Origin of the sequence: Luteimonas cucumeris (assembly GCF_007830035.1) — a bacterium.
Classification (GTDB): domain Bacteria; phylum Pseudomonadota; class Gammaproteobacteria; order Xanthomonadales; family Xanthomonadaceae; genus Luteimonas_C; species Luteimonas_C cucumeris.
In genome coordinates this window covers 43,912-69,861 of record NZ_VLKN01000002.1, presented here as the reverse complement: position 1 = coordinate 69,861, position 25,950 = coordinate 43,912, and the positions used below count along the sequence as shown (strand labels likewise).

Genomic DNA, 25,950 nt, shown 5'->3' with positions numbered 1-25,950 from the left:
GGCGACGGATATCGAGTTGATCGGAACCGGATCGCCCCGATCTTTCTGGTTCGCCGGTCCCCGATCCCGCGGCGCGACAGTCCCCCATGCCACTAGAAGCCTTTCATCCCGCGGTTGCCAACTGGTTCCGCAGCGCATTCCCGGCGCCCACGCCGGCGCAGGTGGCCGCGTGGCCGGCGATCCGCAGCGGGCGCAACACGCTGGTCGCGGCGCCGACCGGCTCGGGCAAGACGCTGACCGCGTTCATGACCGCGATCGACGACCTAGTGCGGCAGGGGCTGGCACTGGGCGGGCAGGACCTGCTGGGGCAGCAGGCGGCGCTGCCTGACCAGACCACCGTGGTCTACATTTCGCCGCTGAAGGCGCTGTCCAACGACATCCGCATCAATCTCGAGGCGCCGCTGGCGGGCATCCGCGCCGAACTCGAGAAGATGGGCCTGCCGGACATCGAGATCCGCACCGCCGTGCGCACCGGTGATACCCCGCAGGCCGAGCGCGCGCTGACGCGACGCAAGCCGCCGCACATCCTGGTGACCACGCCGGAGTCGCTGTACGTGCTGCTCGGTTCCGAGTCCGGACGCGCGATGCTGGGGCCGGTGCGCACCGTCATCGTCGACGAGATCCACGCCGTCGCCGGCAGCAAGCGCGGCAGCCATCTGGCGCTGTCGCTGGAGCGACTGGAAGCCCTGTGCGGCGGACGTCTGACCCGCGTGGGCCTGTCGGCGACGCAAAAGCCGATCGACGAGGTCGCGCGTTTCCTGGTGGGAGCGGCCGCGGTGTCGAAAGACGGCGTGCCTGATTGCGAGATCGTCGACATCGGCTATACCCGACAACGCGACCTGGCGCTCGAACTGCCGCCGACGCCGCTCAGCGCGGTGATGTCCAACGACCAGTGGGAACAGGTCTACGCGCGCGTTGCCGAACTGGTCGAACAGCACAGCACCACGCTGGTGTTCGTCAACACGCGGCGCATGGCCGAGCGTGCCGCGCGGCACCTTGGCGAGAAGCTCGGCAAGGACGCCGTCGCCGCGCACCACGGCAGCCTCGCCAAGGAACTGCGACTGGATGCCGAACAACGCCTCAAGCGCGGCGAATTGCGCGTGCTGGTGGCGACCGCCTCGCTGGAGCTGGGCATCGACATCGGCGACGTCGACCTGGTCTGCCAGCTCGGTTCGCCGCGTTCGATCGCCGCGTTCCTGCAGCGCGTCGGCCGTTCCGGCCACCATGTCGGTGGCGTGCCGAAAGGACGGCTGTTCCCTCAGACCCGCGACGAGCTGGTCGAGTGCACCGCCTTGCTCGACGGCGTGCGCCGCGGCGAGCTCGATGCGCTGGTGATGCCGGTGGCGCCGCTGGACGTGCTGGCGCAGCAGATCGTCGCCGAAGTCGCGTGCCGGGAATGGGAGGAGGACGCGCTGTATGACTGGCTGCGCCGCGCCTGGCCGTACGCGGCGTTGCCGCGCAAGGATTACGACGCGGTCGTGCGCATGCTGGCCGAAGGTTTCACCACGCGTCGCGGTATCCGTGCTGGCTATATCCATCGAGATGCCGTCAACAGGAAACTGCGCGGCCGCAAGGGCGGGCGCATGACTGCATTGATGTCCGGCGGCACGATCCCGGACATGGCCGACTACACGGTGATCCTGGAGCCGCAGGCGCAGAACATCGGCACGGTCAACGAGGATTTCGCCATCGAGAGCATGTCGGGCGACATCTTCCAGCTCGGCAATGCCAGCTACCGCATCATCCGCGTCGAGCCGGGCCGCGTCCGCGTCGAGGATGCGCAGGGCGCGCCGCCGAGCATTCCATTCTGGCTGGGCGAGGCGCCCGGACGCACGGACGAGTTGTCGTTCTCCGTTTCGCGGCTGCGCGAGGCCGTCGCCGAAAGAATCGCGGGGCAGGGCATGGCCGTCGCGAACGTCTGGCTTACCGACGAGGTCGGCCTGCCGCGCGACGCCGCGCAGCAGGTGCTCGACTACCTCGGCGCCACCATCGCGGCCCTCGGTGCAATGCCGACCCAGGACACCATCGTCCTGGAGCGTTTTTTCGACGAAACCGGTGGCACCCAGCTGGTGATCCACACGCCCTACGGCAGCCGCATCAATCGCGCCTGGGGCCTGGCGCTGCGCAAGCGTTTCTGCCGCAAGTTCAACTTCGAGCTGCAGGCGGCGGCGACCGAGGACGCGATCGTGCTGTCGCTGTCGACCAGCCACAGCTTCCCGCTGATCGAGGTGGCCAGCTATCTGCATTCCGCCTCCGCCTGCGACGTGCTGGTCCAGGCCCTGCTGGACGCACCGTTGTTCGGCGCGCGCTGGCGCTGGAACGCCACCACCGCGCTGGCCCTGCCGCGTTTCGTCGGTGGCAAGAAGGTGCCGCCGCAGCTGCAGCGGATGAAGTCCGAAGACCTGCTGGCCACGGTGTTCCCCGACCAGGTCGCGTGCGCGGAGAACCTGGTCGGCGAGCGCGAAGTGCCGGACCATCCGCTGGTCGCGCAGACCCTACACGACTGCCTGCATGAAGCGATGGATGTCGACGGCTGGCTGCGACTGCTGCGCGGACTCGAGTCCGGCCAGGTACGGGTGCTGGCGCGCGACCTGACCGCGCCTTCGCCGTTTGCCGCCGAAGCCCTCAATGCGCGTCCCTACGCCTTCCTCGACGACGCGCCGCTGGAAGAACGTCGCACCCAGGCCGTGCAGACGCGACGCTATGCCGATCCGCAAAGCGCCGACGACCTCGGGCGCCTCGACGCAGCCGCGATCGAAGCCGTGCGCGAGGAGGCCTGGCCGCAGGTGCGCAATGCCGACGAGATGCATGAAGCGCTGATGGGGCTGGGCGTGGTCACCGTTCGCGAAGCCACCGACAACGCGGGCTGGTCGGACTGGTTGCATCGACTGGCGAAGGATCATCGCGCCACGCGCCTCGTGTTGGCCGAGGACAGCGCAACCCATGGCCTCTGGATCGCCGCCGAGCGCCTGCCGCAATTGCGGGCACTGCACCCGGATGCCGCGTTGCAACCCTTCATCGAAGCCCCGGCCGAATACGCGCAGCAGGCCTGGACCCGCGAAGACGCAGCGATGGAGTTGCTGCGCTCACGCCTGACCGGGCTCGGTCCGACGCCGGCCGCCTCGCTTGCCGCGGCGATGTCGTTGCCGCTGCCGGACATCGAGATGGCGTTGCTGCGCCTGCAGGGCGAAGGCTATGTGATGCAGGGTCGTTTTACACCGCACGTCGACACCGACGAATGGTGCGAACGCCACCTGCTTGCCCGCATCCACCGGTACACGCTCAAGCGCCTGCGTCGCGAGATCGAACCGGTCGAGCCGCGCGACTTCATGCGTTTCCTGTTCGACTGGCAGCGCGTCAGCCGCGGCACCCGCGTCAGCGGGCCGGAAGCCCTGGCAGGAGTGCTTGCGCAGCTCGAAGGTTTCGAGGCGCCGGCGGCCGCGTGGGAAGCCGAACTGCTGCCGGCGCGCGTCAACGATTATTCGATCAGCTGGCTGGACGATCTGTGCACTGCCGGGCGCACGATGTGGACGCGCCTGCGCGTCAGTGCCGGTGACACCAGCGGCAGTCGAGGCAGCACGCCGGTCCGCGCCACGCCGATCGTGTTGCTGCCACGCCGGCAGGCGGCGGCATGGACGCGGCTGGCGCCGGCGCGCGCGGCCGACGATGCACTGTCCTCGCGCGCGCAGCGCGTGGCCGACCATCTCGCCGAACATGGCGCGTCCTTCTTCGACGAACTGGTTTCAGGCGCGCACCTGCTGCGCATCGAACTGGAGGACGCGCTGGCCGAACTGGTCGCGCGCGGCCGCGTCCACTGCGACAGCTATGCCGGCCTGCGCGCGCTGCTGGTACCTGCGTCGAAACGGCCGAGCGCTTCCCCGCATCGCCGTCGACGTGCATCGCTGTTCGGCATCGAGGATGCGGGGCGCTGGGCGTTGATCCGGCGCGGTACGGCAAGCGCGGACAGCAAGCCCGACACGGAAGCCGTCGAGCATGTCGCGCGCGTGCTGCTGCGCCGCTACGGCGTGGTGTGCTGGCGCCTGCTTGAACGCGAGGCGGCCTGGTTGCCGCCTTGGCGCGAGTTGCTGCGTGTCTACCATCGCCTGGAAGCGCGCGGTGAAATCCGTGGCGGCCGTTTCATCGCCGGCCTGTCGGGCGAACAGTTCGCCTTGCCCGAGGCGATCGGCCTGATGCGGCAGGTCCGCCAGCGCGAGCGCGACGGTGCGCTGGTTTGTCTGTCGGCGACCGATCCGCTCAACCTGCTGGGAACGGTGCTGCCCGGCAACAAGGTGCCGCGACTGACCGGGTCGCGCGTGCTGTATCGCGATGGCCTGCCGCTGGCAGCATTGGTGGCCGGTGAGATCGAATGGCTGGTGACGCTGGATGCGGACGGACAGCGGGCCGCGCGCAAGGCGCTGCTGCGCGAGCCGGAACCGGTGTTCGCGGGATTGCAGGTAGCTGCGCTCGATTCATAGGCGGCGGCGTCGAATTCCACAGCTGATGAGCCCCTCGCTGTGCGGAGGTGACGGCAGGAGCGACAGGCTTCGCCGTCGGGACATTTCTTCAACAGATTTTGACTCGCAGCGAGGATGATGGTCGGCGTCCTCGATGCGGAGTGCAGTTTGGCTACGCGCAAGTCCGGCCGGAAAGTCGCCAAGAAGACGTCGAAGCAGCCGCGTCGCCGCGTGGCGGTGAGCGAGGGCGAGGCACCGGTACCGGAGGATGAAAGCCTGGCAGCGTTGCGCGCCGCCGCGGCCGGATGCCGACGGTGTCCCTTGTGGAAACCAGCGACCCAGACGGTGTTCGGCGAAGGCCCGGATGATGCACGCGTGCTGGTGGTGGGCGAGCAGCCCGGCGACGCCGAGGACCTCAGCGGCCGCCCCTTTGTCGGACCCGCGGGCAAACTGTTCGATCGCGCGCTGGAAGAGCTGGGATTGGAGCGCGCGCGTTTCTACGTCACCAACGCAGTCAAGCATTTCAAGTTCGAACGCCGTGGCAAGGTGCGCCTGCATCGCAGTCCCGATCCGTCCGAGCGCGCCGCCTGCCGCATCTGGTTCGAGCGCGAACTCGCCACGATCAGGCCGCACGTGATCGTCTGCCTGGGCGCGATCGCGGCGAAGGCCGTGTTCGGCAACAAGTTCCGGCTGATGGAGGAACGCGGCGTCTGGCAGACACTGCCGGATGGCATTCGTGCCTTCGCCACCGTGCATCCGTCCTGGGTGCTGCGCCAGCGCGGTGACGACGCGCGCCACGAGGCCTACGCCAATTTCGTCGACGATCTCTCGCTGCTGCGCGGCGTCCGCCTGAAATGAATCGACCCGATCCGCTCACGAAAAAATAACATCGCGGTGAACAGCCGCATCACGTCTCGCTGACGATACTGCCGGCGTCGTACAACGACATTGTCCGACGCATGTCGCCTGTTGGAGAAAAAGATGGCACGCCCTGTCTGGAGCGGAACCCTGTCGTTTGGCCTGCTGAACATTCCCGTGTCGCTGATGTCCGGCGAGAAGCGCACCGACATCCAGTTCCGCATGCTCGACGCGCGCGACAATTCGCCGATCCGCTACGAGCGGGTCAACGCCGAGACCGGCGAGGAAGTGGCGTGGAAGGACATCGTCAAGGCCTTCGAATACGACAAGGGCAGTTACGTGGTGCTCGAGCCCGAGGACATCAAGTCGGCAGCGCCGGAAAGCCATGACGCGATCGAAGTGGAAGCCTTCGTCGATGCGGGCGCGATCGGTCCGCAATACTTCGAAAAACCCTACGTGCTGGTGCCGGCCAAGAAAGCCGAGAAGGGTTACGTGCTGCTGCGCGAGGCGCTGTCCAGCACCGGCAAGATCGGCATCGCCCGCGTCGTCATTCGTACCCGCGAGCACCTGTGCGCGGTACTGCCGCAGGGCGACGCATTGCTGTTGCTGATGATGCGCTACCCGCAGGAGCTGGTCGAGGTGGAGGAGTACAACATTCCGGAGCGCCCGCCTTCGGAATACCGGATCACCGCCAAGGAAAAGGAATTTTCCGAGCAGCTGATCGACGCCATGTCCTCGGAGTGGTCGCCCGACCAGTACAAGGACGAATTCCGCTCGCGACTGCACGCAGTCATCGAAAAACGGATGAAGAGCAAGGGCGTGGTGGCCAAGCCGGACGAGACCGAGGATGTCGCCGAGAACGCAGCGACCAACGTCGTCGACTTCATGTCACTGCTGCAGCAGAGCATCGACCGCAACAAGCGCACGCCGGCCAGGAAGAAGTCAGCTGCCAAGAAGACGACCAAGGCCGCGAAGAAAACCAAGCCACGCAAGGCGCCGGCACGCAAGCGCAAATCGGCCTGATCCGCCGGTCCAGCCATGAGCCTGCACGAATACGCGCGCAAGCGCCGCTTCGGACAGACACCGGAGCCTGCCGGCGAAGCCGGGGCCGGACGCAGAGGGCACCGTCCCATCTTCGTCGTGCAACTGCACCATGCCCGCGCGCGGCATTACGACTTCCGCCTGGAAATGGACGGCACGCTGAAGAGTTGGGCGGTACCGAAAGGGCCGTCGCTGCGACCTGGCGAGAAGCGCCTGGCGGTGGAAGTGGAGGATCACCCGCTCAGCTACGCCAGCTTCGAGGGAGACATCCCCGAGGGGCATTACGGTGCCGGCCATGTCGACCTGTTCGATCATGGCGTGTGGAGTGCCGATGGCGATCCATTGGCCGCGCTGGCCGCCGGCAAGATCGATTTCTCGCTTCACGGCGAAAAACTGAACGGTGCCTGGAAGCTGGTCCGTACCGCCAAGCCTGCGCGCCAGCCCCAGTGGCTGTTGATCAAACGCCAGGACGAACATGCGCGCGACGGCGAGGCCGACGACCTGATCTCTGCGCCAAAAAAAGCCCGCAAGAAAACAGCAGGGCGAACGGCCCGGAAGAAAACACCGTCGGTCCGGAAAAAGGCAGCCAAACGTGCGCGCAGGCAGGATTGGCGCGCACGTGCGTTGGCGCTCGAAGGCGCCCGCCCGCAACGTGAAAAGAAACCGCCGCCCTTGCAGCTGGCGACGCTGCGCGCCGAGCCACCCAGGGGCGACGACTGGCTGCACGAGTTGAAGTGGGACGGCTACCGGATGCTGGCCAGGGTGGAGCACGGCAAGGCGCGGTTGCGTTCGCGCAAGAACCTGGACTGGACTGCCGACTATCCGGAAATCGTGTCGGCGCTGGAAGCGCTGGGCATATCCGATGCGGACTTCGATGGCGAACTGATCGCCCTCGATGCGCAGGGTCGGGACAGCTTCTCGGCATTGCAGCGCACGATCGAGGGATCGGCCAATGCCGTCCTGCGTTACACCCTGTTCGACCTGCCGGCGCTAGAAGGCGTCGACCTGACCGAAACCAGGCTGATCGAGCGCAAGGCACTGCTGGAAGCCCTGCTGGATGGCGCCGATCCGGTGCTTGCCTACAGCAAACACATCGTCGGCCACGGTGCGGAAGTGTTCGAAGCCAGCGGCCGGCAGGGCATGGAAGGCATCATCAGCAAGCACGTCGATGCGCGTTATTACGACGGCCGCTCCACCACCTGGCTGAAGGTGAAGCACGCACAGAGCGATGAATTCGTGGTGGTGGGATATACCGCGCCGCGGCGTTCGCGCACCGGTTTCGGCTCTCTGCTGCTGGCCACGCGCGAAGGCGGCGCACTGAAATACGTGGGACGGGTCGGTTCCGGCTTCGACGACGCCACGCTGCGCAGCCTGACGGCGGCGCTGCGCAAGCTCGAACGCAAGTCGCCCACCGTCGAACTACCGCCGCACATCCCGCTGTCCCTGCGCACGGTGACCTGGGTCGAGCCGAAACTGATCGTCGAAATCGCCTTTCGCGGCTGGGCCAAGGAAGGCCTGCTGCGCCAGGGAAGCTTCCAGCGATTGAGGGAGGACAAGGCCATGAAAGACATCGGTGGCGACACGCAGCCGAGGATCAGCAGCCCGGACAAGCGCGTCTATCCGGACAGCGGCATCACCAAGCAGCAGGTTGCCGACTACTACCAGGCCATCGCACCGCGCTTGCTGCCGGAAATCGCGCGGCGTCCGCTGTCGTTGCTGCGCTGTCCCGATGGCATCAAAAGCCAATGCTTCTTCCAGAAACACCATGCCGGCACTTTGGGTTCGCAGGTGCGTGCGGTACCGATCCGCGAAAAGGATGGGGGTACGGACGATTACCTGTACGTCGACAGCGTCGGTGGTCTGCTCGACCTGGTGCAGATGAATACGCTGGAACTGCATCCCTGGGGATCGCGGATCGACGACTTGGAGCATCCGGATACGCTGGTGTTCGACCTCGATCCCGGACCCGGGGTGAAATGGAGCGCTGTGATCGCGGCGGCGCGCGAGGTCCGCGCGCGACTGGAGGAGATCGGGCTGCAGAGTTTCCTGCGCGTTTCCGGCGGCAAGGGCCTGCACGTGGTGCTGCCGATCCGGCCAGGACCCGGTTGGGACGAGGCCAAGGCTTTCTGCGAAGCCTTCGCCGACGCGATGGCAACGCAGGCGCCGCAGCGTTACGTGGCTACTGCCAGCAAGGCAAAGCGCAAGGGCGTGATCTTCATCGACTGGCTGCGCAACGGTCGCGGCGCCACCAGCGTGGCGAGCTGGTCGCTGCGTGCGCGCGCCGGCGCACCGGTAGCGGTACCGCTGCGCTGGGACGAGCTCGGCCGCACCAAATCCGGTGCCGATTTCGACATGAAGAAGGCATTGGCGCGTTCTGCCCGCCTGCGCAAGCCGGTGTGGGAAGGCTGGGGCAAGGCGATCCGGCAGAAGCTCGTCAGGCTGGGCTGAGCCGTGGCGGCAGGGCGAACCAGGGTTGGCAAGCCCGTACGCGGGAACAGGCGTGCAAGCGACGCGCGGCGGATCGGACACCGCGCGCCGATGCGGCGTGCCCGCGACATCTATTGCTATTTCGACAACGACGCCACGGTGCATGCGCCGTACGACGCGCAGACTCTCGCGAAATTGCTGGGTGAAAAGGAAAGTTGACGTTTTCATGAGAGTCCGACACGCGAGGGAGGTGGCCACTCGTTTCGCCGTCAACTGATCGCAACCTGTCTCGTCCATCCTGCGCTGGCCGGCTGGCGGGGGAGTCGGCACCCCACGACTTCCCGAGAGGTTCGAAGCCATGAGTCTACGTTGCACCAAACTAGCCTCGACGCTGGGCGCGGTTGCGCTGTTCGCCTTCAGCGCCGCCGCCTGCGCACAAGAGCCCGCCGTGACCGAACAATCCGCCCGCCACCATGACAACGATCACCATGGCCTGATCGTGATCGGTCATCGCGGCGCCAGCGGCTATCGTCCTGAACACACGCTCGAATCCTATCGGCTCGCGATACGGCAGGGCGCCGATTTCATCGAACCCGATCTGGTGGCGACCAAGGATGGCGTGCTGGTCGCACGCCACGAGAATGAGATCTCCGGCACTACCGATGTCGCCGATCGTCCCGAGTTCGCCGGCCGCAAGGCAACCAAGACCATCGATGGCGTGGTGCTGACCGGCTGGTTCACCGAAGACTTCACGCTTGCCGAGCTGAAGACGCTTCGCGCCCGGGAACGCATTCCCGAGATCCGTCCGCAGAACGCGCGCTATGACGGCCTGTATCAGATTCCGACTTTCGCCGAAGTGATCCAGCTCGCCAGGCGCGAGAGCCGTGGCGGCCGCAGGATCGGCATTTATCCGGAAACCAAGCATCCGACCTATTTCGCCAGGGAAGGCCGCCGCATCGACGGCCGCCTCATTGCGACTTCGCTCGGGGCGAAGCTGGTGGAAACACTGGTCGCGCAGGGGTTCACCGATCCCAAGCGCATCTACATCCAGAGCTTCGAAGTAGAGAACCTGATCGAACTGAAGAAGAAGCTCATGCCTGCGGCCGGCCTGAACATCCCGCTGGTGCAGCTGTACGACGACATCGGCGGCGCCAAACCCTACGACTTCACCTACAACATCGCCCACGGCGCGGATCTTGCCGCGATCTACGGCGGCCTCGTGCAGAAGATCGAAGGCGGCATCGGCGTGGATACCGGCTACGGTTCGCTGGTTACCCAGCCGGTGCTGGACTGGATGAAGGCCAATTATGCTTCCGGCATCGGACCGTGGAAGGTCAACCTGCTGCCGCGCGCCGCCCTCGATCCTGAAGTCGACGCCAACGGCGACGGCAAGGCCGAACTGGGTACGCGCAATACCGGAATCGTGCATCCGATGCTCGGCCGTGCGCTGAAAGCCGGGCTACAGGTGCATCCGTATACGCTGCGCGCGGAGGAAAGCTTCCTTACCCAGACGCCAAACGGCGTGTCGCAGACGGCGCTGGCCGAAGCGGTGCAGCTGTACAGCATGGGCGTGCAGGGTTTCTTCATCGACCAGCCGGACGTCGGTGTCGCAGCACGCGAGATTTTTCTCGATCTCAATCGACAATCGCGCGATCGCTGAGCGTGAAAGCCCCTCTCCCGACGGGAGAGGGGCTTGAGGGTACCGCGAGCTCCCGAAGGAGAAGGAGCTGCTCGAGCTTCCCGCCTACTGCTTCGCAGGTTTCGCATCGCTGGAGGACGCCGTCAAGCCGCGCTTCTCCAGCAAGGGTTCGATCTTCGGCTCGTGGCCGGCGAAATCGTTGAACAGTTGCAGCGCATCCTTGCTGCCGCCTTGCGACAGCAGGGTCTTGCGGAAGTGGTCGCCGTTTTCGCGAGTCAGGCCGCCGTGCTGCTTCAGCCATTCCACGCTGTTGGCGTCGAGCACCTCCGACCAGATGTAGGCGTAATAGCCGGCCGCGTAACCGCCCATGATGTGGCTGAAGTAGGGCGTACGATAGCGTGGCGGAACCGCGGCGTAGTCGATGCCGTCCTTCTTAAGCGCGGCGGCTTCGAACGCCATCACGCCATCGGCCGTCGGCAGCTGTTCGGCCGTGGCCTGGTGCCAGTTCTGGTCGAGCATTGCCGAGCCCAGGTATTCGGTGGTGGCGAAACCCTGGTTGAACTTGTCGCTGGCCAGCACCTTGTCGAGCAGCTCCTTCGGCATCGGTTCGCCGGTTTCATGGTGCCTGGCGTAGTTCGCCAGCACTGACGGCCAGTCGGCCCACATCTCGTTGACCTGCGACGGATACTCGACGAAGTCGCGCGGCACGTTGGTGCCGCTGAAGTACGGGTACTTCACGTTCGAGAACATGCCGTGCAGGGCATGGCCGAACTCGTGGAACATCGTGGTCACTTCGTCCCAGGTCAGCAGCGTCGGCTGGCCTTCCGGCGGCTTGGGAATGTTGAGGTGGTTGGCAACCACCGGCAGCGTGCCGAACAGTTCGCTCTGGTCGACATAGGAATTCATCCACGCGCCACCGCGCTTGGACGGCCGCGCATACATGTCGGCGATAAAGATCGCCAGCTGCTTGCCGTCGGCGTCGAACACGTCGTAGGTCATGACGTCGGGGTGGTAGACCGGCAGGTCGGTGCGCTGCTTGAAACTCAGTCCATAGAGCTGCCCCGCAGCGTGGAACACACCCTTCTCGAGCACGTTCTTCATCTCGAGGTAAGGCTTGAGCTGGGATTCGTCGAAGTCGAATTTGTCGGCGCGCACCTTCTCGGTGTAGTACGCCCAGTCCCACGGCTTCAGCTGGAAGGTCGGCTCACCCTTGGCGGCCTGCTCCTTGTCGATCATCGCCTGCAGGTCGATCGCCTCGCGCTTGGCGTTGGCCACGGCCGCTGGCGCCAGCTGGCCGAGCATCTCGTTGACCGCTTCCGGCGTCTTGGCGGTTTCGTCTTCCAGCACGAAGGCCGCGTAGTTCGGGTAGCTCATCATCTTCGCGCGCTCGGCGCGCAGCTGGGTGACCTTGGCGATGATCGCGGTGTTGTCGTACTTGTTGTGGCGGCTGCCGCGCGCGACCGAAGCCTGGTGCAGGCGTTCGCGCAACGCGCGATTGCTCAACTGCGCCTCGAACGGCTGGCCGGTGGTGTTGAGCAGGGTCAGCAGATACTTGCCATCGAGATTGCGCGCCTTGGCGGCTTGCGCGGCGGCGGCGACCTGTTCGTCGGTCAGGCCGTCCAGTTGGTCCTTGCTGTCGACCACGATCGCCGAGTCGTTGACCTCGGCCAGCACGTTCTGGCTGAACTGGGTGGCGAGCGTGGCCAGTTCGGCGTTGATCGCCTTCAGCCGGGTCTTGTCGGCTTCCGACAGCTTGGCGCCGGCGCGGACGTAGTCGCTGTAATAGCGCTCGACCAGGCGCACGCCCTGAGCGTCAAGGCCCAGCGTTTCGCGCGCGTCGTACAGAGTCTGGATGCGCGCGAACAATTTCGGGTTGAGACGGATCGCGTCGCGGTGCGCGGCGAACTTCGCCGAGTAATCCGCATCCAGCTTGTCGCGCGCGGGATTGGTGTCGGCGCCGACCAGGGCGTCGAACACGGTGCGGGCGCGGTACAGCGTGCGGCCGGATTTTTCCAGCGCCAGGATGGTGTTGTCGAAAGTCGGCGCTTCGGCGTTGTTGGCGATGGCTTCGACTTCCTTCAGTTCCTCGGCCATGCCGCGGTCGAAGGCGGGTGCGAAGTCGCTGTCCTTGATCTTGTCGAACTGCGGGTAGTGCAGCGGCAGCGGGCTCTCGGCGAAGAACGGATTGGTTTCGGAGGCGGCGGCAGGGGCGGCGGCGGGAGTATTCACGGCAGGCTCGGTCTTGCTGCAGGCGGGGGCGACGGCGGCGAGCGCCACGGTCAGCGCGAGGGTCAACGGATGCTTCATGGATTGATGAGGGTGTCGGAAGTAACGGCCAGCCTAGCCCAGGGTGGCTGAAGCTACCTGTGACATTCGGCATAGGCCGACGGTGGCGCCTGCGTTCCGGTCCTTGTTTAGTCGTGGTTCCGGCATGTCGCGGGTCACAGTGTCTCGAACTGGCGCACTATCCATGACAACTGGTAGAGCAGGCCTGCGACCACGAAGGCCGCATGGAATCGCCGATCGGGCGTGGCGATCGCGACCAGGCACAGCACCACGTATATAAGGCTGCGCAGCGCCAGTTCCGGCCCGAAACCTTCGAAATAACTGCGGCCCTTGAGCCCTGTGTCGCCCAGGTCCACCACGTAGGCCAGCGCCAGCAGGCCGAAGAACCATTTGCGACGCGAATAGAAGTAGTCCTCGTAGTCCGCGTAGCCTTCCATGCTGTCCGGAAAGATGATCGCGCACAGCAGGTACAGCAGCAGCGCATACAACGCCACGTACAGGTACAGCACGAACGTCCATTGCGTCAGGTGGGCCAGGCGGAACTCCCACCACCAGAAATGCAGCAGATACACGAACATCGACACCGCCCACAGCAGGTGTACCCAGTAGGTGCGTTCGCGCACCGGGCGGTCGATGATGCGCGCGAAGTGGCGTATCAGATGGGTCAGGCCCAGGCCGACCACCATGCCCAGCAGGATCCGGACATGCGTGAACTGGCTGGCGAGCGCGTCGGCGTGCGCGGGATCGTGCGGCATCGGCCGATTGTCGCGGGGCCTCCAGGGCGCCGCAACTCCGATGGTGCTTGCCAGGACGCGCCGGTCGCGGTCTGATGAAGGCTCCTGCCCTCGGAACGCCCATATGACGACCGTCTACGACTTCAGTGCCGACGACATCGACGGCCAGCCGCGGGCATTGGACGACTATCGCGGAAAAGTGCTGCTGATCGTCAATGTCGCGTCGAAATGCGGCTTCACGCCGCAGTATTCGGGTCTGGAAAAACTGTGGCAGGACTATCGCGAGCGCGGCTTGGTGGTGCTGGGATTTCCCTGCGACCAGTTCGGCCACCAGGAGCCGGGCAACGAAGCCGAGATCAAGGAGTTCTGTTCGCTGACCTACGACGTCGACTTCCCGATGTTCGCCAAGGTCGATGTCAACGGTTCCGCGGCACATCCTCTGTGGCAGTGGTTGAAGGACGAGAAGGGTGGGTTCCTGGGCATCGACGCCATCAAGTGGAATTTCACAAAATTTCTGGTTGGTCGTGATGGCAAGGTGTTGAAGCGGTATGCGCCCACGGACAAACCCGAGTCGCTGGTGAAGGATATTGAAGCAGCGTTGGGTTGATGCAGTTCGGCCTGCCTTTGGCCGTCATCCCCGCGAAGGTGGGGCAGCGACTTGCTGCTCTTACTCGTCATCCCGGCGCAAGCCGGGATCCAGTGACTTTGTGCTTTTGCTGTTGGAGTTGCGAGGCGTTTCCGACCTTTCAGGCCGGCTTTGACCAGCCTACGGCTGTTGTAAAGCGCTTCCGCCTGCTACCGCAGTCGGGTCACTTTCTCTTGATGGGGTCAAGAGAAAGTAACCAAAGAGAAGGCCCTTCCCCGATCAAAGCTAACGTTGCGCTTTGCAGTCCTCGGGGATTTCCGACTCGCCATCCTCCTGGCTCGGTCGGAAAATGGCGCGCAGCCATGTGCGCCGCCCTCCGGGTCTATGGAAGTCACTTGGGCTGGTGAATCAGGGACGTGAACTCCTTACCTCTGACCGCATAGGTCCGCATAACGCGTCCTAGCGGATACGGAAACAATCGCAGGAGCGACCATGGCCACGGCTTTCATCGATGACGATTTCGTGGCATTGCGGCGCATGCCGGAGCCGCGCGCCAGACGCGTGCTGACGCTGGCGTTCGGCGACGAAGTCGAATTACTGGAGCGGCGCGACGGCTGGACACGGTTGCGCGCGGTGAACGTGTTCGACGGTACGGCCGAGGGCTGGGTGAAGGGTAATCCGCCGTTGCGGGAGAGCGGGGTGCTCAAACTGTCGATGGTCGACGTCCAGCAGGGCGACGGCCTGTTGCTGGAGACGCCGGGAGGGCAGATCGTGCTGATCGACGGCGGCGACAACAAGCTGTTTGCCCGGCACCTGGCCGAGCGCTTCCGGCATCGCCGCAGCAGCGCGGCGCAACCGCTCGAGGTCGCGGCGATCATCGTCACCCATGGCGATGCCGATCACTTTTCCGGCCTCGACCATATCGTCGCGTCCGAGGCGCTCGACGGCGATGATGCCCGCAAGCGCCTGTTCCTGAAGCCGCTGCGCCTGTTCCACAACGGGCTGGTGAAAGGCCCGGACCGCTTGTCCGACGAGGAAATCTTCGGCCGCACTGTCGTGGTCGGCGACCAGCGCTATATCGTCGATCTGCACGACGATCCAGGCTCCGTGGCGCCGGAAGCCATGAACGGACCGTTCCGTCGCTGGATGGCCACTCTCGATCACTGGCGTCAGCGTGGTCCGATTGCCTGCCGCCGCGTCGCGCATGGCATGGACGAAGCGGAACTGTTCGACTTCCTTGCTGCGGAAGGCATCGACGTCGAACTGTTCGGACCATTCGACGAAGCCGTGCCTGCGCCGGATGCACGCGGCCTGCGCTTCCTGCACAAGCCATCGCCTGCAGCGGAAATCCACCTGGAACAGGGTGACGGCGGCGGTGCGCTGTCGGCTTCGCACACCATCAACGGCCATTCGATCGCGTTTCGCCTGAGCTACGGCGCGGTGCGCATCAATTTCACGGGCGACATGAACCATGAGTCGATGGCCTTGCTGCGCCATCGGATGGCGCCTGCGGCACTGGAGGCGGAGATCGTCAAGGTGCCGCATCACGGCTCGCACGAGTTCGACCTCGACGCGCTCAAGGCGATGCGGCCGGTGGTGGGAATCATCTCCTCGGGAGACGAACACGCGGGCAAGGAGTACATCCACCCGCGCGCCACGCTGATGGCGGCGATCGGGATGGCGGTGCGCGGCCGCACCGGGCTGGTGTTCAACACCGAGCTGGCCGCGTTCTTCGCGGTGCGCGACCTGAGCTTCACCTGCAAGGACCTGGCGGGATTCTTCAGCGACCATGCCACGCGACAGTTCACCGGCAAACAGGTAGCTGATCTCATTTCCGGCAAGGCGCATGAGACGGGCTTCCCGAGGCCGCATTTCGGCTTCGAACGCACCAACTTCGGCATCATCCACGTGCGCACCGATGGCGAGCGCGTGCTGGTGTTCACCCATAGCGGCAAGGACGGACTCAACGAAGCCTACCGCTTCAGCGTTACCCGCAACGCCGAGGGCGAACGCAGCGTGCGTTTCGCCAGGAAAGTGAAGACGCGTTAACGGCGATCTTCAGGCACGTGCCGAACGACCGGCGCGATGCCTTCATGCGTCTGCAGCGTGGCCGGCATCGCGGAGCGGTCGCGTTGGATTGGATACCCCGCCAAGCCAGTCCTTGCCGATGCCCGCCACCCTCAACATGAATCGCCAGACCGCGCTGCTCGATGCGGTGCGTACCCAATACCGGAACCTGCCGCTGCGCGAGCTGTTGCACCAGTCGCCGCAGGCGCTGCTCGGCGTCAACGAGGCAGCCGCGACCGTGCTCGAAACGCTGGGCGTCAAGACGGTTTTCGACCTCGCGACCGCAGGTATCTTCGATGATGCCAACGTGCTGCTGGACGCTGCCTCCAACCTCAAGAGTGCGCTGTACCAGCACGGCACGCCCACGCGGGACCTGGTACGTGAAGCCGAAGCGGCCGGCGTCAAGGTTGGCGAACTGCAGTTCCTGCCGATAAGCGTGCTGGAGCGCATCGCGGCCGCGGAAGCCGCCGCGATACAGGCGGCGCTGGACGTGCACAGCGTGCGCGACCTTGCGTTGTATCCGCCGCACCGCGCGGCGGCGCGCATCCTCGAGGCGATCTATTTTCCGGAGAACACGCCGGACTACGATCCCGAACGACCTGCCGACCTGCTGCCCAAGACCGGCGAATATCCGACCGAGCGCGTGCAGTACACGACCTTGCTGATGGGCGAGATACCCAGGAACGACGACGATCCCATCGCCAATATCGCCGCGCAGGATTTCAAGCCGCTCGACCTGGGCAAGCTGGCCGCTGGCGACGCGGGGTTCAAGCGCGTCGCTTTCGGTGCGTTTCTGACCTTCAACCAGTCCTGGTATGCACAGGGCGTCACGCTGGGGCAATTGCTGCACAGCACGACGCTGGCGCCGGGCGAGAGTACGCGCGTGGCGGTGGTCGACTGGTCGCGCAAGAGCCGCGCCGGCGAGACCGAGGTGATCAGCGAGGTCGACGATCTCACCAACGACACTTCGCAGAACCGCTCCATCAACGAAGTCACGCACGCCGTCGCCAACGAGGCGCAGGGCGGTTTCTCATCCACCAACAGCAGCAGCACCTCGACCCAGGAAGGCACCTCCTCGGCGGCGGAACTGTCCGCGCCGCTGGGCGGATTGTTCGGCGGGCCCAGCGGCTCCGTGGGCCACACCAGCAGCAGTGCGACCACCAGCGCGCAGGCCGACAGTTATTCGACCTCTTGGGGCCATCGCGACATCGGCAGCTCGATGATGCAGAACGTCAACGACCGCACCCACCAGCACGCGCACAGCAGCCGGAGCCGGCGCGCGTCGGTCGTCAAGGAGGTCGCGCAGTCCGAACACGAGAACGTCAGCACCCGCGTCCTGGCCAACTACAACCACATGCACGCGTTGACCGTGCAGTACTACGAAGTAGTGCAGGTGTATCGCGTCGAAGTGGCGATCGTCAAAGCCGACAAGGTGGTCTTCATTCCGCTGCAGCTGGTCGATTTCGACAACGAGGCGATGGTGCGACGCTTCCAGGGCGTGCTGGCGCGCGCCGCGCTCAGCTACACGATGCGCGAGGCCCTGCAGAACCTCGACGTGCTGGAAGTGGCGCCGGAACGCGAGACGCGGTACACCGGCCTGGGCGGGCGACTCGACATGTTCCTGCGCGAAGCGCTGACCACGCGGACCGCGATCTCGGCCATCTCCAACGTGCGCGTTGCCGAAGTCGAAACCGTCGCCGAACCGGCCGCGGACGAGGAGAAAGCGGCAGCGCCGGCATTGGATCGCGCCAGGCTGATGGCGGTGAAACAGCCGCTGGCCGCAGCGCGTCTGTCGGACGCGCTGCCGGTGCTGCAGCAGGTCAACGACCAGTTGTGGTCGGCAGAGCAGACGTCACGCCTGTCGGGCCTGTTGAACCGCACCGTGCTGCGTGCCGACAGCAATGCCATGTACCTGCCGACCGACGTGATCGTCGAAGGCGGCGCAGTCGCGGCCGGCGGCACGCCGTTGAAGATCCTGTTCCACACGCATCAGGGCGCCACGCTGGGCAACGTCGGCGCCGCCAATCCTGTGGCGTTGAGCGAGGTCGCCAGGATCTCGATTTCCGGCAGTAGCAGTGAGCGCGACCTGTCGGCGACAGTCACCCTTACCGTCAACCGCAATGGCGTGCGCTTCCCGCTGGAGCTGCCCACCGTCACGGTCGCGAAAGGTGCCACCCGCGAGACCCGCGTCGTCCAGATCAAAGCCGGTGGACTCAACGTCAACATCAAGCAGCACCTCAACCAGAACCGCATGCACTACAGCCGCGCGATCTTCCGATCGCTCGACAGCACGCAGCTGGCCTGGCTGTTGTCGGACTATGGCGTGGAGGTCGACGGCAAGCTGGTGCCGATCGCGCAGGTCGTCGAGCCGAAGCCGATCCGCTACGTCGGCAACTATCTTGCGTTCAAGATGAATACCGATGCCGGCTCTGACCGTGCTTTCGCCGAATGGCTCGATACGCATGGCATTCACCTCGGTCATGCCAAGGAAGACATCGTGCCATTGCCGTCCGGCGGCACGTTCGCCGAAGCCGTGCTGGGACGCTCCAACTGTGCAGAGAAACTCGACATCACGCGTTTCTGGAACTGGCAGGATTCGCCGATCCCATTGCAGCCGACCGAGATCGCCGCGATCCAGACCGGCAGTCGCGCGATGCAGGAGGACGTGAAGCCGGGCCAGCTGAGCAATCCGATCATCAACATCACCACGCCGGCCAGCCTCCCGGATCCGACCGGCACCGCTGGCGTGCTGGCCGCGATCCAGAACGGCAGCATGTTCCGCGACATGAGCGGATTACAGGCCACCATCGGCCTGGCGCAGGCGACGTTGCAGGCGACATCGGCCGGCGCCGCGCAGGCGGGCGAGCAGGCCGGCACCAACATGAACAACCTGCTCAAGGCCAATACCGAACGCCAGCGCGTGGCGGCGGAAATGATCACCAGCCTGGCGCGGACGGCGGCTTCGGCCTACACCGGTGGCGCGGTCAGCCCCGGCGGCGGCATCAGCGGCGGAGGCGGGCATTCGCAGGACGGCGCCAAGATCAATTACTTCGACAAGACCCGCGGCCAGGCGCCGGCCGGCGGCGGCAACGATACCGGCAGCGGCGGCGGTGCGGTCGCGCCGATCGAGGGTGGGGCATCGGGTGGCGGAGGCGGAGGCGGAGGCGGCAGCAATGGCACCTGGACTGGGGGCGGCGGTGCCAGCCCGGGTGGTTTCGCCTTCCAGAACGCCGGCTATTCGCAGAATCCCGCGGCGCTGGCGGCCACCTGGGGCGACGGCGAACCGCGTTCGGCGCTGATGCGCACCGTGGTCGACACCTTCGCTGGCGAAGGCGTCGACGTACTGGCTGGCGACGCCGGCGCGGCCAAGACCAACGTGCAGACGAAGGAGCTCAACCTGGCCGGTGTGTTCGAATGGGATCCGAGCATCACCGCCACCGACGAACTCGCGGAGCTGGCGGCCAATCGCTGGATGCCCGGCGCGGACGACTTCGTGGCCGTAGCCGGCGGAACGGTGTCGGTGGTGCCCGGCTTCGGCAGCATGCTTGGCGCGATCTGCATGCAGGCCGACGGCAGCATCAGCCGCATCAACCTGTTCACCCATGCCAACAGCGACTACATCGCCTTCGGCGGCAAGATCATCAAGCGCACCATTGGTCGCGCCGACGTGCAGTTCACCCCGCACGCCAGCAACGACAACCTGGCAGCGATGACGCCGGACAGCATGACCAACCTGGTCCAGCCCGGCGTGTTCTTCGAAACGCCCACGCCGATCAACGGCAAGACCAAATTCACCGTCGCCGACGTGCGCAAGAAGTTTGCACCGGGCGCGGTGCTGGTGCTGTACGCCTGCCATTCCGGACAGAGCCCGGCCTTCCTCAAGAAGATCGCGCAGTTCTTCCAGATCAAGGTGATCGGCTTCAGCACCGTGGTGGGCTATTACCCACCGACCCAGAACGTGCCCAACAAGTTCGTGCGCACTGGCGAGCGGGTCGGGTTGGGTTTCGGCGGCACGCCGGTGGACAACTGGCGTGCGTTGAGCAGCCATGCCTCGGCGATCGCCGCGGACCCCTAGGCAGCTTCAGACATGGCCGGGCTTGCGCGGACGCGCCTGCCGAAGCGCGCTGGCGTCTACTTCTCGACGAACGCCCGCTCGAATACGTACTGCCCCGGCACGCCGATCCGCGGCGCCGCGCTGAAGCCGCGGGCGTCGAGGATGGCGCGGAAGTCGGCCAGCACCTGCGGGCCGCCGCAGATCATCGCGCGGTCGTGTCCGGCATCGAGCGCTTCGATGCCCAGGTGCTGCATCATCCGGCCGCTGTCCAGCAGTTCGGTCAGGCGGCCGCGGCGATCGTTGCCGTCGACCGCGAAATCCTCACGCGTCACCGCCGGGAAATACTTCAGCCTGGCGGCGATCTGTTCGCCGAGGAATTCATGGCGTGGCAGCTCGTTGAGGATGTAATCGCGGTAGGCGAGGTCGCCCACGTTGCGCACGCCATGGGTCAGGATGACCTTGTCGAAACGCTCGTACGTTTCCGGGTCCTTGATGATCGCCAGGAACGGCGCCAGGCCGGTACCGGTGCCGAGCAGGTACAGGTTGCGGCCGGGATGCAGGTCGTGGATCAGCAGCGTCCCGGTCGGCTTGCGCCCGACTAGCACGCGGTCGCCGGGCTGGATCGACTTCAGCCGCGACGTCAGCGGGCCGTCCGGCACCTTGATGCTGAAGAATTCGAGCTGCTCTTCCCAGCTCGCACTGGCGATCGAGTACGCGCGCATCAACGGGCGCAGCGATCCGTCGGCCTGCGGTACCTCGAGGCCAATCATCACGAACTGCCCGTTTTCGAAACGGAAGCCGTCATCGCGGGTGGTGGTGAAGCTGAAGTAATCGTCCGTCCAGTGACGGACGTCCAGCACCGTTTCGGTGCCAAAGGCGGAAGACATGAGGTGGGGCGGGCAGGGAAAACCCGGCTATTGTAACGGATGAGAGGCGTTCTCATCTTTTGCACAAGTGGTATCCCATGCTGGGTGCGATGCGAACGCTCTGGACCATCGGCCATTCGACGCGCGAGTGGGGCGTCTTCGTCTCGATGCTGCAGCAGGCGCGGATCGAGGCACTGGTCGACGTGCGCCGGTTCGCGGGCTCGCGCCGCAACCCGCAGTTCTCCGCGGAGGTGATGGCGCGCCGGTTGCCGGAAGCCGGCATCGCTTATGTGTCGATGCCGGAACTGGGCGGCCGCCGACCGGCGCACGCGGATTCGCCGAACACCGCCTGGCGCAACGAGAGCTTCCGTGGTTATGCCGACTACATGGCCACCGCAGAGTACGAAGCCGCACGAGCGCACCTGCAATCGCAGGCTTTGGCGCAGCGCGTAGCGGTGATGTGCGCCGAGGCGGTGTGGTGGCAATGCCATCGCAGTCTGATTGCCGATGACTTCAAGTCGCGTGGCTGGCAGGTGATCCACCTGATGGCGCCGGACCGCGAGCAGGAGCATCCCTATACCTCGGCGGCGCGGATCGTCGATGGGCACTTGGATTATTCGTTGCCGCCGGAGCCGCAGGGCGGGTTGTTTTGAGCTGACGGCAACCTGATGGCGCTTCAGCGATAACCCGCGGCCTGCAGCTCGAACAGTTCCGCATAGCGCCCACCCTGCGCCAGTAGTTGCGCGTGCGTGCCGCTGGCTTCGAGCCGGCCTTCGGCCAGCACCAGGATGCGGTCGGCCATGCGCACGCTGGAGAAGCGATGCGAGATCAGCACGGCCGTACGCTCGTCGCTGAGTTCCTTGAAGCGCTGGAACACCTCGAACTCGCTGCGCGCATCCAGCGCGGCGGTCGGCTCGTCGAGGATCATCACCTGAGCATCGCGCATGTAGGCGCGGGCGATCGCGATCTTCTGCCATTGCCCGCCGGACAGGTCGACGCCGGTCTTGAAGCGTCGTCCGATCAGTTGTTCGTAACCGTTCGGCAATGCCTCGATCACTTCGTCGGCCATGGCGCGGCGCGCGGCTTCGCGCACGCGTGCGTCATCGTCCATCGCGTCGATCTGGCCAACGCCGATGTTCTCGCCTGCAGTCAGGTGGTAGCGCACGAAATCCTGGAAGATCACGCCGATGTTGGCGCGCAGATCCTCGAGTCCGTATTCGCGCAGGTCGCGGCCATCGAGCAGGATGCGGCCTTCGTCCGGGTCGTACAGCCGCGCCAGCAGTTTCACCAGGGTGGTCTTGCCGGCGCCGTTCTCGCCGACCAGCGCCAGCACTTCGCCGGCGCGCAGTTCGAAATCAAGGCCGCGCAACGCCCAGCGTTCGGCATCCGGGTAGCGGAAGCCGACGTTCTCGAACACGAAGCCGTGCGCGATCGGCCGCGGTACCGGCAATGGATCAGGTGGCGAGGCGATTTCCGGCTCGATCTCGAAGAACGAGAACAGGTCGTCCAGGTACAGCGCCTGTCCGGCCACCTGCGAGAAGCCGATCAGCAGGCTTTCCAGCAATTGCCGCAGGCGCCGGAAACTGCCGGCCAGGAAGGTCAGGTCGCCGATCGAGAAATCGCCCCTGACCGTGCGCCAGGCGATGTAGCCGTAGGCCACGTAGTAGCCGAGCGTGCCGAGCGCAGCCAGCAACGTACCCCAGAACGCGCGGCGTTTCGCCAGCGCGCGGCTGGCCCTGAAGAATTTCTCCGCCAGGTAGCGGTAGCGTTCGATCAGGAAGCTGTGGAGGTTGAAGATCTTCACCTCCTTGGCCGTCTCAACGCTGGCGCCCATCTGGCGCAGGTATTCCAGTTGCCGGCGCTCCGGCGTCCACTGGAAATTGAGCGAATAGTTCATCGCGTTGAAATGCGCCTCGCCGACGAAGGCGGGAACCAGCGCGATCGCCAGCAGCAGGATCAGCCACGGCGCGAACACCAGCAGGCCGGCGGCGAAGCTGACCACGGTGATCGCATCCTGCGCCTGGCCGAACAGCTGGCTCATCAGGCTCATCCGGCCCATCGTCTGGCGGCGTGCGCGATCGAGCTTGTCCTGCAGGTCGGGATCCTCGAAATCCTCGAGGTCCAGCGTCGCGGCGTGGTCCATCAGGCGCACGCTGGTAGCGTTGGTGAACAGTTCCGACAGCAGCGCATCGGCGTAACCGACGATGCGGCCGAGCAGGTCGGAAGCGATCGCCAGGCCGAATTCCGCCAGCAGCAGCGACAGCAGGTGATCGAGTTGGCCACCTTGCCATGCGGCGGAAAGGCTGTCGAAACCCATGCCGGCACCGACCAGCCGCACCACCTCGTCGATGATCAGCTTGCCGATGTACAGCGTGACCACCGGCATCAGCGCGCGCACCAGGCGCAGTCCGAGGCTGGTGAGTGTCAGGGCAGGGCTGGTCGCCCATATCTGCCGCAGGAACGGCGGCAGGTTGCGCATCGCATTGAAGCGCTCGCGCAGGCTGGGATTGCTGCGCGGTCGCTTGGGTCCGGACGATTCGGCGGCGGCGGGAATATCGGCCATGTGCGCATTGTGCCGGAGCGTAGTGAAGGTCCTGCGCTTGCGCTTGGCGATCTTCAGGCAGGTGTTCGATGCCGATTCGTATCCAATGAAAAAGCCCGGTGCGTGGCACCGGGCTTTCTCCTGTCGCTGAGGATCGTGGAAAGTTACTCGAGCTTCAGTCGCGCGCTGCCGGAGAAGGTCTCCATGCGGATCTCGCCGCTGCCCTTGCCGTAGCTCTGCTCGAAGTCCGCGCCCGGGCCGTACTTGGCGCGATTGATGTTCGCGTTCGGCGCTTCCAGGTCGCCGCTGAAGCTCTGGCCGCTGACGCGTGCGGACAAGTTCTTCGGCATGATGATCGAGACATCGCCGCTGACCGTTTCGGTGTCGATGCGGCCGCCGTCGGCAAGGCTGGCGCGGATCGTCATGTCGCCGGAAACGGTGCTGGCCGACACGCGGCGCAGGCGTTCGCCGCGGCTGTCGATCTCGATGCTGCCGGACACGCTCTCGGTATCGATTTCGCCGTTGACCAGGCGCCCGCGCAGGTTGATGTCGCCGCTGACCGACTGCGCGCTGACTTCCGGCGTGTTGAGGGTCAGGTCGAGGTCGCCACTCACGCTTTCGATGTCGGCCCGGCGCGGGGCACCGGCGACGGCCACGCCGCCGCTGACGCTGTCGATGTCCAGCTGCGCGCCGGCGGTACCGCTGACATCGACATCGACCGCGACGCCGTCGATGTCGAGGCTGGCGAGCGTCGGCACCTTCAGCAGCAGCGTCGTCGGCTCGCTGTTGCCGCTGTTGTTGGGATACCTGACGTCGATTTCCAGGTGGTTGCGGTCGCCTTCGATTTCGAACCGCTCGACGCCGTCGCCGAGGCTGCCGCCGATGTGGACTTCGGGCTTGTCCCAGACGCGCACTTCGATGCGGCCCTTGACGTTGCTGATCTCGACCCGGCCGCGCGGATCGAGGGGGCGTGTTTCATCGATCGGTTTCGCGGCCCAGGCCGGTGCGGACAGGCCAGCCACCAGGGCCAGGACGAGAAGGCGCAGTTTCATGAGGGTTTCTCCGGTGGATCTGTCTTGTTCGGGACGGTTCTATTGGCTGAAGAAGATCGGTTGCATGCGGGGCCGTCAGCTGAGCGCAAGGCGCTGGGTCAGCGCCAGCCGTTGCGCATACAGTTTCTGCAGCCGCTCGAACAGGAAGCGCGCTTCCGGATCCTGGGCCAGCGCGCTGCGTACCTGCGCGACGCCCAGGTCGATCTGGCGCAATGCGTAGGCATCGCCGCTGGACACCTGGTGGGCGTCGATCTCGCGCAGGGCGGCCTTGTACTCCCAGCCCATCGCATCGGCTTCGCGGGCGAACACGATCGCGGTCGGATCGCCGGCGCGGCGTGCGTCCTGCACGGCAGGAGCGGAAGCGACGCTGGCAGGAGCCGTGACCGGCGTGGCGGGCCGCAACTGCCAGCCGATGCCGACGGCGAGCGTGACCGAGGCGGCCATCGCCATCCAGGCAACGTGCTTGCGATTGCGCCGCGGCAACGCGGTGACGACGCCCGGCGCGACTGTGCGGTTGTCCTCTTCCGCGATGCGCGCCGCGATGCCGGCCCACAGGTCGCGCTCGGGCATGACGTCCCGACGCAGGCCGCGCAGCTGCCAGCGCAGCGCATCGGGCATGTCGTCGCCATGGTCTTCGTGCCGCGGGTTGTGGTCATTCGGGTTCATGCTTCACCTCCAAGCCGCGTGCGTAGCAACATGCGCGCGCGGTGCAATTGCGCTTTCGAACTACCGACCGCCATGTCCAGCTGGGCGGCGATCTCCTCGTGCTTCCAGCCTTCCACGTCGTGCAGTATCAGCACCGCACGCGCCCGTGGCGGCAGGGTGGCGACGACGCGTTCCAGGTCCGTCGACAGTGCCGTGGTGTGGCCTGCCGAATCGACGCTGCCGATGCCATCGTAATCGTCGTCGGCGGAATCCATCAGCGGCTGGCTGCGCCGCGAGCGCAGTTCCATCAGCGCCGTGTTCGCCGCCAGCCGGTACAGCCAGGTACCGAAGGCGCTTTCGAACCGGTACGACGGCAACGCCTGCCATGCCCTCACGAAAGCTTCCTGGGTCAGGTCCTCGGCCCGTCCGTTCTGCCCGCCGACCAGGCGCAGGATCACGCCGTGCACCCGCCGCAGGTGGCGCCGGTACAGGGCCTCGAAGGCCGCCATGTCGCCGCGGCTGGACGCGCGCACCAGGGCATCGTCGGTATCCTCGGCGGGCGCAGCCAGGGTGGAGGCGGGCATCAGATCGGTCATCGTGGCCATCAGCATACTTACTCGGATGCCGGGGGATGGCCGAGGGTTTAAGAGGGGCTTCGAGCCTGCCAAGGCGCCCGACCTCCCGTCGCGGGCTAAAATA

The 25,950-nt window shown here is 65.7% G+C and carries 15 protein-coding genes and 2 pseudogenes; 10 read left to right on the top strand and 7 right to left on the bottom strand.

The window, feature by feature from the left end:
• Positions 1-86 precede the first annotated feature (86 nt).
• The 6 genes and pseudogenes from IP90_RS03410 (at position 87) to IP90_RS03385 (ending at position 10,440) form a co-directional block, all read left to right on the top strand.
• Positions 87-4,475: a DEAD/DEAH box helicase gene (locus IP90_RS03410; RefSeq protein ID WP_144898233.1), complete on the top strand. Its 4,389-nt coding sequence runs from the start codon at positions 87-89 to the stop codon at positions 4,473-4,475.
• A gap of 168 nt (positions 4,476-4,643) precedes the next feature.
• Positions 4,644-5,312: pseudogene (locus tag IP90_RS03405) on the top strand (UdgX family uracil-DNA binding protein); the annotation flags it as partial.
• A 123-nt stretch (positions 5,313-5,435) separates the two neighbouring features.
• Positions 5,436-6,335 carry a non-homologous end joining protein Ku gene (ku, locus tag IP90_RS03400; RefSeq protein ID WP_144898231.1) on the top strand — a complete coding sequence of 300 codons (900 nt, stop codon included), beginning with the start codon at positions 5,436-5,438 and terminating at the stop codon, positions 6,333-6,335.
• A 15-nt stretch (positions 6,336-6,350) separates the two neighbouring features.
• On the top strand, positions 6,351-8,801 hold the full coding sequence (gene ligD / locus IP90_RS03395) for a DNA ligase D (protein ID WP_144898230.1): 2,451 nt from the start codon (positions 6,351-6,353) through the stop codon (positions 8,799-8,801).
• Between the two features lie 60 nt (positions 8,802-8,861).
• Positions 8,862-8,999, top strand: a pseudogene (locus IP90_RS16815) (DUF72 domain-containing protein); the annotation flags it as partial.
• Positions 9,000-9,138: 139 nt separating this feature from the next.
• Positions 9,139-10,440 carry a glycerophosphodiester phosphodiesterase family protein gene (locus IP90_RS03385; RefSeq protein WP_144898229.1) on the top strand — a complete coding sequence of 434 codons (1,302 nt, stop codon included), beginning with the start codon at positions 9,139-9,141 and terminating at the stop codon, positions 10,438-10,440.
• 84 nt (positions 10,441-10,524) lie between these two features.
• Here the strand turns inward: IP90_RS03385 and IP90_RS03380 are convergent, their stop codons facing one another.
• Together IP90_RS03380 and IP90_RS03375 are read right to left on the bottom strand one after the other, a co-directional pair.
• The gene (locus tag IP90_RS03380; protein WP_144898228.1) at positions 10,525-12,726 is read right to left on the bottom strand and encodes a M3 family metallopeptidase; all 2,202 of its coding nucleotides are present in this window, start codon (positions 12,724-12,726) and stop codon (positions 10,525-10,527) included.
• A gap of 134 nt (positions 12,727-12,860) precedes the next feature.
• Entirely contained in the window at positions 12,861-13,460 is a 600-nt protein-coding gene (locus tag IP90_RS03375; protein ID WP_144898227.1) for a hypothetical protein, read from the bottom strand.
• A gap of 103 nt (positions 13,461-13,563) precedes the next feature.
• Here IP90_RS03375 and IP90_RS03370 point away from each other — a divergent pair, with 103 nt between their 5' ends.
• From IP90_RS03370 to IP90_RS03360, 3 genes are all read left to right on the top strand, one after another.
• The gene (locus IP90_RS03370) at positions 13,564-14,046 is read left to right on the top strand and encodes a glutathione peroxidase (RefSeq protein WP_144898226.1); all 483 of its coding nucleotides are present in this window, start codon (positions 13,564-13,566) and stop codon (positions 14,044-14,046) included.
• A 471-nt stretch (positions 14,047-14,517) separates the two neighbouring features.
• Positions 14,518-16,074, top strand: a complete 1,557-nt coding sequence (locus IP90_RS03365; RefSeq protein ID WP_144898225.1) for an MBL fold metallo-hydrolase — start codon at positions 14,518-14,520, stop codon at positions 16,072-16,074.
• A gap of 118 nt (positions 16,075-16,192) precedes the next feature.
• Positions 16,193-20,167, top strand: a complete 3,975-nt coding sequence (locus IP90_RS03360; RefSeq protein WP_199753383.1) for a hypothetical protein — start codon at positions 16,193-16,195, stop codon at positions 20,165-20,167.
• 56 nt (positions 20,168-20,223) lie between these two features.
• Here the strand turns inward: IP90_RS03360 and IP90_RS03355 are convergent, their stop codons facing one another.
• Positions 20,224-21,033, bottom strand: a complete 810-nt coding sequence (locus tag IP90_RS03355) for a ferredoxin--NADP reductase (protein ID WP_144898224.1) — start codon at positions 21,031-21,033, stop codon at positions 20,224-20,226.
• Positions 21,034-21,122: 89 nt separating this feature from the next.
• Here IP90_RS03355 and IP90_RS03350 point away from each other — a divergent pair, with 89 nt between their 5' ends.
• The gene (locus IP90_RS03350; RefSeq protein ID WP_242007469.1) at positions 21,123-21,665 is read left to right on the top strand and encodes a DUF488 domain-containing protein; all 543 of its coding nucleotides are present in this window, start codon (positions 21,123-21,125) and stop codon (positions 21,663-21,665) included.
• Positions 21,666-21,688: 23 nt separating this feature from the next.
• Here the strand turns inward: IP90_RS03350 and IP90_RS03345 are convergent, their stop codons facing one another.
• From IP90_RS03345 to IP90_RS03330, 4 genes are all read right to left on the bottom strand, one after another.
• Positions 21,689-23,575 carry an ABC transporter ATP-binding protein gene (locus IP90_RS03345; RefSeq protein ID WP_144898222.1) on the bottom strand — a complete coding sequence of 629 codons (1,887 nt, stop codon included), beginning with the start codon at positions 23,573-23,575 and terminating at the stop codon, positions 21,689-21,691.
• Between the two features lie 143 nt (positions 23,576-23,718).
• On the bottom strand, positions 23,719-24,606 hold the full coding sequence (locus tag IP90_RS03340; protein ID WP_144898221.1) for a DUF4097 family beta strand repeat-containing protein: 888 nt from the start codon (positions 24,604-24,606) through the stop codon (positions 23,719-23,721).
• Between the two features lie 75 nt (positions 24,607-24,681).
• Positions 24,682-25,272 carry a hypothetical protein gene (locus tag IP90_RS03335; protein WP_144898220.1) on the bottom strand — a complete coding sequence of 197 codons (591 nt, stop codon included), beginning with the start codon at positions 25,270-25,272 and terminating at the stop codon, positions 24,682-24,684.
• Positions 25,269-25,835 carry an RNA polymerase sigma factor gene (locus IP90_RS03330; RefSeq protein WP_242007468.1) on the bottom strand — a complete coding sequence of 189 codons (567 nt, stop codon included), beginning with the start codon at positions 25,833-25,835 and terminating at the stop codon, positions 25,269-25,271. Before IP90_RS03330 ends, IP90_RS03335 begins: the two co-directional genes overlap by 4 nt.
• Between the last annotated feature and the right edge of the window lie 115 nt (positions 25,836-25,950).

Bases quoted from the DNA above. Each gene is read 5' to 3' on its own strand.
- IP90_RS03410 (WP_144898233.1), top strand. From the start codon at position 87: ATGCCACTAGAAGCCTTTCATCCCGCGGTTGCCAACTGGTTCCGCAGC.
- ku (WP_144898231.1), top strand. From the start codon at position 5,436: ATGGCACGCCCTGTCTGGAGCGGAACCCTGTCGTTTGGCCTGCTGAAC.
- ligD (WP_144898230.1), top strand. From the start codon at position 6,351: ATGAGCCTGCACGAATACGCGCGCAAGCGCCGCTTCGGACAGACACCG.
- IP90_RS03385 (WP_144898229.1), top strand. From the start codon at position 9,139: ATGAGTCTACGTTGCACCAAACTAGCCTCGACGCTGGGCGCGGTTGCG.
- IP90_RS03380 (WP_144898228.1), bottom strand. From the start codon at position 12,726: ATGAAGCATCCGTTGACCCTCGCGCTGACCGTGGCGCTCGCCGCCGTC.
- IP90_RS03375 (WP_144898227.1), bottom strand. From the start codon at position 13,460: ATGCCGCACGATCCCGCGCACGCCGACGCGCTCGCCAGCCAGTTCACG.
- IP90_RS03370 (WP_144898226.1), top strand. From the start codon at position 13,564: ATGACGACCGTCTACGACTTCAGTGCCGACGACATCGACGGCCAGCCG.
- IP90_RS03365 (WP_144898225.1), top strand. From the start codon at position 14,518: ATGGCCACGGCTTTCATCGATGACGATTTCGTGGCATTGCGGCGCATG.
- IP90_RS03360 (WP_199753383.1), top strand. From the start codon at position 16,193: ATGCCCGCCACCCTCAACATGAATCGCCAGACCGCGCTGCTCGATGCG.
- IP90_RS03355 (WP_144898224.1), bottom strand. From the start codon at position 21,033: ATGTCTTCCGCCTTTGGCACCGAAACGGTGCTGGACGTCCGTCACTGG.
- IP90_RS03350 (WP_242007469.1), top strand. From the start codon at position 21,123: ATGCGAACGCTCTGGACCATCGGCCATTCGACGCGCGAGTGGGGCGTC.
- IP90_RS03345 (WP_144898222.1), bottom strand. From the start codon at position 23,575: ATGGCCGATATTCCCGCCGCCGCCGAATCGTCCGGACCCAAGCGACCG.
- IP90_RS03340 (WP_144898221.1), bottom strand. From the start codon at position 24,606: ATGAAACTGCGCCTTCTCGTCCTGGCCCTGGTGGCTGGCCTGTCCGCA.
- IP90_RS03335 (WP_144898220.1), bottom strand. From the start codon at position 25,272: ATGAACCCGAATGACCACAACCCGCGGCACGAAGACCATGGCGACGAC.
- IP90_RS03330 (WP_242007468.1), bottom strand. From the start codon at position 25,835: ATGCCCGCCTCCACCCTGGCTGCGCCCGCCGAGGATACCGACGATGCC.